The sequence below is a fragment of the Leptospira kmetyi serovar Malaysia str. Bejo-Iso9 genome (assembly GCF_000243735.2).
GTDB classification, from domain to species: domain Bacteria; phylum Spirochaetota; class Leptospiria; order Leptospirales; family Leptospiraceae; genus Leptospira; species Leptospira kmetyi.
In genome coordinates, this window is the sequence record NZ_AHMP02000003.1 from 2,301,380 (window position 1) to 2,312,500 (window position 11,121).

General features: G+C 47.6%; 7 protein-coding genes and 2 tRNA genes. 3 read left to right on the plus strand and 6 right to left on the minus strand.

The features are described 5' to 3' along the window. Window positions 1-17 precede the first annotated feature (17 nt). From LEP1GSC052_RS13130 to LEP1GSC052_RS13155, 5 genes are all read right to left on the minus strand, one after another. Window positions 18-407: a hypothetical protein gene (locus LEP1GSC052_RS13130; RefSeq protein WP_125184820.1), complete on the minus strand. Its 390-nt coding sequence runs from the start codon at window positions 405-407 to the stop codon at window positions 18-20. Window positions 408-708: 301 nt separating this feature from the next. Next, a tRNA-Glu gene (locus tag LEP1GSC052_RS13140) sits at window positions 709-783 on the minus strand. Between the two features lie 17 nt (window positions 784-800). Beyond that, window positions 801-873: transfer RNA gene (locus LEP1GSC052_RS13145), tRNA-Lys, on the minus strand. Between the two features lie 75 nt (window positions 874-948). Next, a complete protein-coding gene (locus tag LEP1GSC052_RS13150) occupies window positions 949-2,226 on the minus strand; it encodes an adenylosuccinate synthase (RefSeq protein WP_010573775.1) in 1,278 nt (425 codons plus the stop codon). Window positions 2,227-2,263: 37 nt separating this feature from the next. Then, window positions 2,264-3,298, minus strand: coding sequence for an ATP phosphoribosyltransferase regulatory subunit (locus LEP1GSC052_RS13155; protein WP_020985868.1), 1,035 nt, complete (start codon window positions 3,296-3,298; stop codon window positions 2,264-2,266). A 373-nt stretch (window positions 3,299-3,671) separates the two neighbouring features. Here LEP1GSC052_RS13155 and LEP1GSC052_RS13160 point away from each other — a divergent pair, with 373 nt between their 5' ends. The 3 genes from LEP1GSC052_RS13160 (at window position 3,672) to LEP1GSC052_RS13170 (ending at window position 9,774) form a co-directional block, all read left to right on the plus strand. After that, the gene (locus LEP1GSC052_RS13160; protein ID WP_010573774.1) at window positions 3,672-5,684 is read left to right on the plus strand and encodes a 1-acyl-sn-glycerol-3-phosphate acyltransferase; all 2,013 of its coding nucleotides are present in this window, start codon (window positions 3,672-3,674) and stop codon (window positions 5,682-5,684) included. A 717-nt stretch (window positions 5,685-6,401) separates the two neighbouring features. Continuing rightward, window positions 6,402-7,889, plus strand: coding sequence for an FG-GAP repeat protein (locus LEP1GSC052_RS13165; RefSeq protein ID WP_167593881.1), 1,488 nt, complete (start codon window positions 6,402-6,404; stop codon window positions 7,887-7,889). Further along, window positions 7,873-9,774 (plus strand): FG-GAP repeat protein, encoded by a 1,902-nt coding sequence (locus tag LEP1GSC052_RS13170; RefSeq protein ID WP_020986649.1) that lies wholly within the window; start codon window positions 7,873-7,875, stop codon window positions 9,772-9,774. The genes LEP1GSC052_RS13165 and LEP1GSC052_RS13170 overlap by 17 nt, the downstream gene beginning before the upstream one ends. Before the next feature lie 62 nt (window positions 9,775-9,836). Here LEP1GSC052_RS13170 and LEP1GSC052_RS13175 read toward each other — a convergent pair whose 3' ends face one another. Beyond that, entirely contained in the window at window positions 9,837-10,949 is a 1,113-nt protein-coding gene (locus LEP1GSC052_RS13175; RefSeq protein ID WP_010573770.1) for a LamG-like jellyroll fold domain-containing protein, read from the minus strand. Window positions 10,950-11,121: the final 172 nt, after the last annotated feature.

Sequence of the window (11,121 nt, forward strand, 5' to 3'; positions counted from 1 at the left end):
CCGAAGTGTAAAAATTCTCACTGAACCTTTTTCAACTTGCAGTTCGCCGCCGCGACATAGCCCGCATCCAGTTTTTTTCCGAGAACGATCGCCGCGGTGATCGACGTAGCGCATTCCTCAACCTTGTCCTTTTCGAAAAGATCGGTCATTTGCACGTCTCCTCGGCCGAGTCCCGTAATCAAAGTAATCAAACCGCCCGTCGTAAGGGTGCTCGGATAATAGCGAAGACTTTTATCCGGAAGTGAAAGAATTCCGATCAGAATCGCGAGATCGATTTTAATCATGGCGTCGCTCGCGGGAACCAAATGTTGATCGGTGACTCTGTAATAGGTATTACAGGAAAATAATAAAGAACCAATGAGAATCAATAATATCGGTATTTTCAGAAAACGTTGTATGATTGTCATTCTTTCCTCGCTTGTCTGTTCTACCCGATGGAATTCTCTTTCGGACAGATTCAATCCCGCGAATTCGAAATTTATTTACCGAAAAATCCGGAAATGTTAAACGAACATAAATCGAGGCAGAACGATCGCGGACGCAAAACGCATCATGAACTCAAAATATTCTAAAATTTGAATGTTTTTTTTATTTTTATGGAACCGAAATCGAAATTCAAGTTTCTCGAGGAAGGCTACGGCTCGAAGACAAAGACGGATTTGACAGTTTAGATCTTTTGAGAGAAGGAAAAAAGGAATCGAAGAAGGGTGGTACCGCCAAGGGGAATTGAACCCCTGTTCCAAGAATGAAAATCTTGTGTCCTAACCACTAGACGATGGCGGCTTATGAGAACGTTTCTTTGAGTCGTCGGGGATTCGAACCCCGGACCCATTCCTTAAAAGGGAATTGCTCTACCAGCTGAGCTAACGACTCGAAGCGTTACGAAATACACGATATTTTTCGAGCATGGTGGGTCAATCAAAAACGTCGAAAAAACTTACGATTCTTTTAAAAAGAATCTCCGTGAATCGTATCCTTACGATCGGGACCGGTCGAAACCAAATTGATCTTCACTCCGATCAGTTTTTCCAAAGCGGAAATATAATTCTTACATTTCTCGGGAAGTTTTTGAAACTCGCAGATGCCGGAGATATCGGTTTTCCATCCTGGAAATTCTTCGTAGACCACTTCCACTTTTTCCAAACCTTGAGACGGAAAACAATCCAACATCTTTCCGTTCGACTTGTAACCGACCGCAACCGGAATCTTATCGTAGTCGGAAAGAATATCGATCTTTGTCAAAGCGATCGAAGTGATTCCGTTGATACGAACGGAATGTTTTAACATTTCCGCGTCGAACCAACCGCAACGTCTCGGACGTCCTGTAGTCGCACCGAATTCTCCGCCTTTTTGACGCAGAGCCTCGCCCGCTTCACCCAAAAGTTCGGTAGGGAACGGGCCCTCGCCCACTCTCGTAGTATAAGCCTTCGTGATCCCGATCACGTGTTTCAAATGTTGAAATGGAATTCCCGTTCCGATCAAAGCGCCGCCCGTGGTCGGGTTGGAGCTCGTGACATACGGATATGTTCCGAAGTCCACGTCCAAACCGGTTCCTTGAGCGCCTTCCAGAAGAACTCGTTTTCCTTTTTTGAGTTCGTTATCCAGATAATATGCAGTATTTATAATATTCTTTTTTACCTTGGAAAGGAAGAATTTTAAACCCTCGTTGATTTCCTTAAAGGAAACGGGAGGCATTCCGTAGAGTTTGTCGAGCTCCCGATTTTTTTCGTCGACGAGATGTTTGAGACGGGATTCGTAAGAATCGTCCAAAAGATCCCCCACTCTCAGACCGGTTCTCATCATCTTGTCCGCGTAACAGACCCCGATTCCTTTTTTGGTCGTTCCGATCTTGTGTTCCTGACTGAGAGTAGTTTCTCTGGCGGAATCTATCTGAGAATGATACGGAAACAAAAGATGACACGCGTCGCTTAACAAAAGCTTGTCGTAAACCGGAAAACCTTCCTTTTGCAGACGATCACATTCTTCTATGAAGAATAGAGGATCCAAAACGACTCCGTTTCCGATCACACAAATCGTCTGGTCGTAGATCACTCCGGACGGAACCAAATGGAATACGTATTTTTTTCCATGAACGACGACCGTATGACCGGCGTTCGCGCCCCCTTGATAACGAACGATGATGTCCGTGTCCTTGGAAAGAAAGTCGATGACTTTTGCCTTTCCTTCATCCCCCCATTGGGTTCCTACTACTAACGATGCGGGCATAGTTTTTCCTCAAATAGATGCTTGGTAAGATTGCGTTTCATGATTTGGAATCGGAAAGAGGAGTTCTGAGAGAAGCTTCCAAGGTGTTGACCACGATCGCGTAACCGCTCGCGTCCCTCTGCACCCCCGAAAACATTTCGTAAAGATGATCGTAAGCGCCTCCGGTCAAAACCGGATCGGGAGAACCTTGCAGATAACCTTGAAATACGAAACCTGTATAATAGTTCAAATCTCTCAGAAGAGAGAAATCGATACAAAGATCGATCTTTCTTTTTTTAGATTCCCAAGACCGGAAGATCCAGGAAGTTTCCTCGAGAATCGAGTTCAAACTTTTTTGAAGATTCTCCGAAAGGGAAGAAACGTTCAGGGATTTTTTTAAGGAATCCAAATCGAAGTTCAACACGAGCGCGCTTAACAAACGAATGAGAACCTCGTGATTCTTTTTATCTCCGAAAATTCTTTCGATCTCGTTTCCGTTTTTCTGATAAAGCAGTTTGGAAAGAATTTCTATCTCGCCCGAACTCAACTCGAATTCTCGGACGATGGACTGAAACAGATTTACGTTCCCTAAAACAAGCGTTAGATTCTCTTCCAAGGGAAGAAGCGAAACGATCTCGTCCAATTCTTCCAAAATTTTAAACGTATTTTCCTTGCCGGAAGCTCCGATCGATTCCGCGCCGATCTGAAGGACTTCTTTTCGGGATACGCTTCCCTGCGCGTTTTCCCGGAAAACTCTTCCGACATAGAATATGTTTTGATTCTCCCTTTGGTGGGAAAAACCGGCCATCCCTTTGACCGCTTGTACGGTTAAGTCGATGCTCGGAGAAATTTCGTTTCCGGAAAGATCACGAATTCTGAATAAAGAGGAAGAATCGGGAGCGGAAACCGTTTGTAAAAACGTGGAGCTATAATCGAACGCGGGTAAGAATACTTCAGAATACCCTTTTTTTTTAAGAACGGCGGATACGGTTTCGAGTAAGATCCTTCTGTCCTTGCTGTCTTCGGGGCCGAGAAAGTGAAACCCGTCGGGAATCCATTTTTTCTGGCTGGGTTCTGGGAGATTCTGATTCATGTTTTGGAAGACTTCAGTTCCAAAATACAGTTCAAAACCGAGACGTCAGAATTCAAACCTTTTTAAAAAAATAGAATGACAATTCCCATTGCAAACGGATGATTATCAACCGATCCAGGGATTCTTTCCATCGCAAGATTTCTATTCATGACATCGACAAGCCCTTCTAAAAAGGCTTTTCCGGGCGATCCCGGGAGCGGTGAGAACCCGAATCCGACTCGAAAATTTCTTTTCGTTCGGAGTAACCGAAAACGATCTTAAACTCCGATCCCTCTTTCATAGAACATATCGGAAAGCGAAGAATCCGGATTCCCTTTTCGGGAAACGCCGGTTGTTAAGAATTTATTTTTGAACGGACCAGGAAGGTATATAGATGGCTGAGAAAGAATCCAGCGTGGGCAAGTGGCAGAAAGAATTTTTCGAAAACATTCATTTATTCAAACGTTCCGGAATGACGGAAGAAGAAGCCAAAAAGATTCTTCAGAAGTTTTTATATCTCTCTTCGGTGACTCCGATGCCTCCGGTCATGGACGTATTCAAAGAACCGAATCTTCTCGAAACCGTGGGGGTTTACACTTCTCCCGAACAAAGATCCAGAGAGTTTATGATGGAGTTTCTTTCTCCGATCATGAAACAGTTCACCGTGGAAGGCGTGGACAATCTCAAAGCGGTCAAACCTCTGATCGGAAAATATCCGATCACGTTGATCTCCAATCACTTATCGCATCTCGACGCGCCCGCGATCTTTCATCAGTTGTATAACTGTTCTCCCGAAGGTAAGTCCATCGCGGAACAACTCGTCTTCATCGCGGGAAGACTCGCTTACGAACCGGACTTTACCCGTCTCGGTCTTTATATGTTCGGAACTCTTTTGGTTTGTTCCAAAAGGGACATGGCGGATAACCCGAGTCTTTCGGACGTGATGACCAAAATCAACATGAGAGCCTTTCGTCATTCTCAAAAACTTCAATCCGAAGGTAAGATCGTCGCGATCTTCCCGGAAGGAACGCGTTCCCGCGACGGAAGATTGATGCCTTTCGTGGAAACCGTGTATCACTACGTCGCGAACAAGGTCATCATTCCGATCTCTCTCGAAAAGACGGACAAGATTCTCCCCACGACCAGCCTTTTGTTCAATCAGGTAAACGGAAAACTCGTCATCGGCAAGCCGGTGTTAGTCGGAGAACTTTCCCGCAAGCAGATGGAAACTTTTCCGAAGGAAGTCGAACAACTTCAGTTCCCGGAACACGGAGACAAAAAACAATTCCTCATCGACAACCTCGCGCTTCTCGTCGGTTCGAATCTAAACAAACATCAACACGGAACCTACAGAAATCTTTACACGGGAGATGTTTCGGGTAAGAATATTCTGATCAAGATTCCGAAAGAACCCGAGGAAAAAATCGTAGTGATCGGCGCGAGCAGTATGTCGATCGCGGTAGCCACTCTGCTTGCCAACAAGAACGTCCTAGTTTATCTCTATCATCCGGATCAAGCTTATACGGAACAATGCAACACCGAACGAAGAGAACTGAAATACTATCCTCTTTATAAACTTCCGCCGAACTTGATTTTCACTTCCGATCCGGAAGTTTTAAAAACGGCGACGTTGTTCATTCAAGGAACCAATCCTTGGGAACTCATCAACGTTTATCCCGAAATCCAGCCTTACTTAAACAAGAACAAGGCTCCGTTCTTCAACGTGGTCAAAGGATTTACGAGCACGGGTTTGATCCTCGACGAAGTTCAGACCGCGTTCGGTTTGGAAGACGATCGTCTCGGCGTGATCGCCGGAGCTTGTTATCCCGATCAGATCATGGAAAGAAAAATTTCCGGTTTCGAGATCGCCGCGTCCAACGCGAGTTTGATCCCGAGAATTCAAAAGCTGTTTACTACCGGTTATATCTTTCCTCGTCCCGCGAGAATTCCGACGGACATCAAAGGCGTTCAGTTGGGCGGCGCACTTAAAACGATCTATGCGCTTGCGATGGGAATCGTGGAAGGTTATTTCACACAAACTCTCGGCGGGAACGTGGATAATTCTCTCTTTCATCTTTCCAATCGTTTCTTTATGGAGATGACCGCGATCGGAACGAATATGGGAGGACAACCGGAAACCTTTCAAGGACTTTCGGGTTTGACGGACTTTATGCTTTCCTGTTTCGGAACGGACGCAAAGGATCGCAAGACCGGTTACGATATCGCTTATGGTTCTCCGTCGGAAAGAATGTCGAACGGTTTTTACGGCCTCAAGGTTCTGCCGAATCTGATGAACATCACCGCGGAAGATACTCCGGTTCTCGCGGCGGCGTATGAAATCGTAATCAACAAAAAGCCGATGCAACAAGTCATTGAGATGATGGAAGGAAGATTGGCGAGGATTTGACGTTAAGCGGCCTCGCCGTTTTGGTTTTAAAATTTCAGAACGACGAGCGAAACGGCTTTCCGTGAAACGCATATTTTACGGGCGGGGAGTTACGGGCGTTCCCCGCGCGAAACGATTCCGGAAAATAGATTCAAATTTTTGAATATTCGATTTTGTTTTTACAACCGCGCGGGTCGGGCTGCTCCGGGCTACGCTCCGCTTCGGCCCCGTAGATCTACCGACGAACGCGGGTCCCATCCGAAACGAACGCAAACCTTTACCGGAAACAAACGGGGCCGCTGGCGCGCCCTACGTATCCCTAACGCATCGTAGGAACTCTTACGGGATCGATTAAAACCGCAAATCGCTTTCGCTTCCACGATTGAGGAATAAAACTTTGTGGGAACTCCTGCAAATGCGGGCTCCAAAGCGCAGAGAACCTCGAAAATATATCAAAATCATAATAGAGAACTAATTAATAACTAACGAATATACACTTATAAGTAGATGCGACGATAGACGAAATCCGGTGTAGATTTTTTCGCCTAAGAAGAAATGTTTCTTCTTCTTTTGAAAATTATGGACCGCCGGAAAAAACAAAATTCTTCCCTTGCACGAAATCGAACCGGAAACGGACGAATTCGAATTTTCGTTTTTTGCGTTCTATTTTCTTTCTTTTTTCAATGCGAATACAAACCCCGAAACGATCTCAATCTTTTGGCGTTGGTCGGAAGCGGCTTGCGCGTCGGTTCAACGTCGGAAGGTGGGATCGATTCTCCGACGACGGTTATCAATCCTCCTACAACGCCGAACAGCGGAGGATGGTTGAACGAGGCTTACTTCAAACCGTCCTTTGTGATCGGAGATTCTTTTTATGGAAACAGCGTCGCGGTTTCGGGGGATACGATGGTCGTCGGAGAATATCGGGAGAACAGCAATCAAATCGGACTTACGAACGGCCCCGCTCCCGCGAGTTCCAACATCAGCCTTTTCGCTTCCGGAGCCGCTTTCGTCTATCGAAAGGTTGCCGGAATTTGGGTGCAAGAAGCGTATTTAAAGGCTTCCAATCCAAATTCCAACGACAACTTCGGTGCGAGCGTTTCGATTTCGGGAGATACGATCGTTGTGGGAGCTCCTTCCAACGGAGGCTCCGGTTCCGCTTTCGTCTTTGTGAGAACCGGAACAACCTGGACCCAGGAGGCCCTGCTCAAAGCCTCCAACTTCGGTTCGGGCGATCGTTTCGGTTCGTCGGTGGACATAGACGGAGACGTGATCGTCGTCGGTGCGGAATGGGAAGACAGTTCTCAAAACGCGATCACAAACGGAACAAGCGCGAGTGCGGATAATTCCAAATCCGATTCGGGAGCGGCTTACGTTTTCCGAAGAAACGCCGGGACCTGGACCCAAGAGGCTTATCTCAAAACGCCGAACCCGGATAACAACGATTACTTCGGTTCAAGCGTTTCCATATCCGGGTCAACGATCGTAGTAGGAGCGTATAAAGAAGACAGTCAAGCTGTGACGTCTAACGGAGCAAGCGCAAGCGCCGATAATTCAAAATCGGAATCGGGTGCGGCCTACGTCTTTCGAAGAACTGCCGGACAATGGAATCAGGAAGCGTTCTTAAAATCCTCGGACTTGACTTCGAACGATCAATTCGGCAAATCCGTTTCCATTTCGGCCGATACGATCGTCATCGGCGCCGCGCTCGAAGACGGCGATCGGGATTCCGTAATCAACGGATCGACGGCAAGTTCATCCAACTTGTTAGGCGCTTCCGGAGCGGCTTACGTTTATGAAAGAACGGGAACGACCTGGGCGCAGACCGCTTATCTCAAAGCGAAAAACGTCCAAACCGGGGATCAATTCGGAACTTCCGTGGCGATCGACGGAAACTTTATCGTCGTCGGTGCGATCAACGAATCGAGTGGACTATCCACGATCTCCTTCGGGCCTTTGACGACTTGGGACGAAAGATGTTTTCAATCCGGAGCGGTTTACATGTTCCAAAAGTCGGCGGGACTTTGGGGAGAATACGCCTATTTCAAAGCCCCCAACGTAGGAAGCGGAGACTTGTTCGGTTCCAGCGTCGCCTTGGACGGAACCAGGGTCGTAGTCGGAGCCCCTCAGGAAGCGAGCAATCAGACGACGATCACGAACGGAACGACCGCAAACGCGGACAATTCCATGTATCGAGCCGGAGCGACGTATGCCTTCCAAAGATAAAACATTAGATTTTCCTAATCAACGAGCCGAATATCGGAACGTAACTTTCCTCCTGCGTTTCGGTATAGGCTCCTTTTTTTCAAATCGGTTTAGAATATTATTCTATTCTTTACTGCTTTCGGCGGCTTTTTTATGTTCCTCGGGTTGCCTGCAAGGCGGTTTCGGAACGCCTGTCTATCTGAATCTTTTTTCTCTGAGGGAAGGACCGGTCTCCGATCTGCGTTATCCGGTTTCTTCCTATCAATATACGACTCATACGCAAATTCCCACCTTTCGTCCTTCCATACGGGGAACTCCGACAGAATTCTCGGTAACACCCGCATTGCCGCGGGGAATCGTCTTAGATCCTGTAACGGGCGCGCTTTCCGGCACTCCGAGTGTTCGGATTCCTACGACCGATTATACGATCACCGCAAAAAACGAAAGTGGTTCTACTTCGACTACGTTTACTTTGTCCGCCACCCTTTTCCTTTGGAACGAGGGTTCCTATCTGAAGGCTTCCAATTCCGATAGCTCGGATTCTCTGGGATGGGCGGTAGCTTTGGACGGAGATACTCTTGTGGTAGGAGCTTATTTAGAGAGCAGTTCCCAAACGACAATTACCAACGGAACGACGGCGAGCGCGGATAACTCCGCGGACGGATCGGGAGCCGTTTACGTTTATAAAAGGAACGGCGCGAGTTGGATTCAGGAAGCCTATATCAAAGCGCCGAATGCGGAAGCCTGGGATTCGTTCGGATACAGCGTGGCAATCCAAGGGGATACGATCGCGGTAGGAGCGATCGGAGAAGGTAGCAGTCAGACAACGATCACGAACGGGCCAACCGCAAGCGCGGACAATTCCGCGCCTTATTCCGGCGCTGTCTACGTTTACAAAAGAACCGGAACAACTTGGAATCAGGAAGCCTACATCAAGGCGTCTAACGCGGAAGCGGGCGACTCGTTCGGATACAGCGTGGCAATCCAAGGAGATACGATCGCGGTAGGAGCGTACGCGGAAGCAAGCAATCAGACAACGATTACAAACGGCAACACTTCGAGCGCCGACAATTCCAACGGAAACTCGGGTGCGGTCTACGTTTACAAAAGAACCGGAGCGACTTGGGATCAGGAAGCCTATATCAAAGCGATCAACGGCGAAGCGGGAGATCTATTCGGATATAGCATTTCCTTATCGGCCGAAACATTGGTAGTCGGCGCGCCTATAGAAAGTAGCAATCAAACCACGATCACAAACGGGACGACTGCAAGCGCGAACAATTCTTCCTTTAGCTCCGGAGCCGTGTATGTGTATGTGCGAACAGGAACCGTCTGGACGCAAGAAGCCTATCTCAAGGCGATTAGCGCTCCGCCGACTCCGGCGGCGGGTCAACAACTGGGAATCACCGTATCGATCCACGGAAACACGATCGCCGCGAGCGCGGCTCAATCCAACGAAGGCGCGGTATATGTGTTCGTTCGGAACGCAAGCGCTTGGAGCGTCGAAGCGGAAATCAGAGCGTCCAACCCGACAACCGTGAACTATTTCGGATTCAGTCTTTCGGTTTTCGGAGATACGATCGCGGTAGGAACGTATTGGGAAGACGGAAACGAAAACCGAGTTCTCAACGGAACGACGGCCTGCACGGACAATTCGCTTCCGGGTTCGGGAGCGGTTTACGTTTATCAAAGAACCGGAACGACTTGGACGCAACAATCGTATATCAAAGCGCGGAACGTACAATCCAACGATTGGTTCGGATATAGCGTAGCGCTTTCAGAGGATACGATCGTATCGGGAGCGCCGCAGGAAGACGGAGGTCAAACCGTAAACGCGAACGGCCTGCTTCAAAACTGGAACGAACTCAAACCGGATTCGGGCGCGATTTACGTTTACAATCGTTAAAAAAGAATCGATCGGAAATCGAACCTAAATTCATATTTTAGAATATTCTAAATATAGAATCTTTAATTGCAGACGTGAGGAACGGAGAGATTGTATTTAAAACTCAGATAACATTCCGCTTTGATTCGGTCCGCGGTGCTGAGTCCTTGATTGTAGATGAGAACTTCCGCGATCTTTCCTTCGAATCCGGCGCCGCCGAAATAAACTCCGAGATAACTCGTGGTGTTTCCCGAAGCGGGATACACATTAGTCGTCGTTTTATCCAAGGTCCCGTTTAAATATAAGGAAGTCGAAGTGCTCGAGAATTGAGCCGTCGCGATATGAGCCACGTTCGTCGCGTATGTGTTGCTCTTAAAATCCCCCGAGCCGGTGTTTACTTGAAATTGACCGTTTTGAATTTTCAAAATCAAAGTATTCGGGCCGCCCGATAAATGGAGAATCCCGTCGCTCGTCGCGGCGACGGCTGCTTGTTCCAAAACATAAAGAATCGTATAAGAACTTCCCGTGATCCCGACACCCGGGCCGGAAAAGAATCGAGCCTGCGGGTTGCTCGTCTGAACGAACGGTCTTTGATTTCTATAATTCGCGACCCAGAACGGCTCTTGGTTTGCGGTCGCATTAACGAAGTTGCTTCCGTTCACCTGATCCAACCAAGAAGTAATTTTATTCGAAGCGTCTTTCGTAATTCCGGAGTCCGCGCTCAACCAAAGCACCAAACTGGAAACGTCCGAAGGAAGGTAATACGGCTTCGCTTGAATGATATCAGAATACGTTTTGGTTCCGTCGGTTTGTATTTTTTCCAAAAGATAATAACGAGCGACTCCTCCGGAAAGTCCGGTATGCGTATATGTGTTTCCGGTGATCCCGGTCCCGCTCCCTGTAATTTCAGGAGAACCCGTTACAGTCACCGTGGACGTCGTGGAAGAATAGAGCTTAAACTTAGAACCGTCGGTGCTCGCGGTCCAACGAAGATTTACGGAATGAATATCCGGAGTCGCGCTAAAAGCCGAGGAAGAACCGGCGCCCGTGGTTCCGGTGGTATTTCCCGAAATGATGTTCGGAACTGCGATTTGTAAAAGAAGACCCGCCGGATTGCTCGCATCCAAGCTGAATTTCTGAGCTTCCATACAGGAGAATTGAAACGAAAACAGAAGAATCCAGTACGCAACCGTCAAAATGCGGGAGTTCCCACAGGAAAGAATTCTATCGTACAAAAAAGACGGTCTCGTCATACAAAAATGGTCGTTCAACACTCGTTAGAATTATGAGCCAAGACTCATATACCAAAACCAACAGACCGCTTTGATTCTGTTGATCATTTTTTTATAGAATGAAAAGATTATTTTC

Coding starts and splice junctions, on each gene's coding strand:
- LEP1GSC052_RS13130 (WP_125184820.1), bottom strand. CDS start 407: ATGACAATCATACAACGTTTTCTGAAAATACCGATATTATTGATTCTC.
- LEP1GSC052_RS13150 (WP_010573775.1), bottom strand. CDS start 2,226: ATGCCCGCATCGTTAGTAGTAGGAACCCAATGGGGGGATGAAGGAAAG.
- LEP1GSC052_RS13155 (WP_020985868.1), bottom strand. CDS start 3,298: ATGAATCAGAATCTCCCAGAACCCAGCCAGAAAAAATGGATTCCCGAC.
- LEP1GSC052_RS13160 (WP_010573774.1), top strand. CDS start 3,672: ATGGCTGAGAAAGAATCCAGCGTGGGCAAGTGGCAGAAAGAATTTTTC.
- LEP1GSC052_RS13170 (WP_020986649.1), top strand. CDS start 7,873: ATGCCTTCCAAAGATAAAACATTAGATTTTCCTAATCAACGAGCCGAA.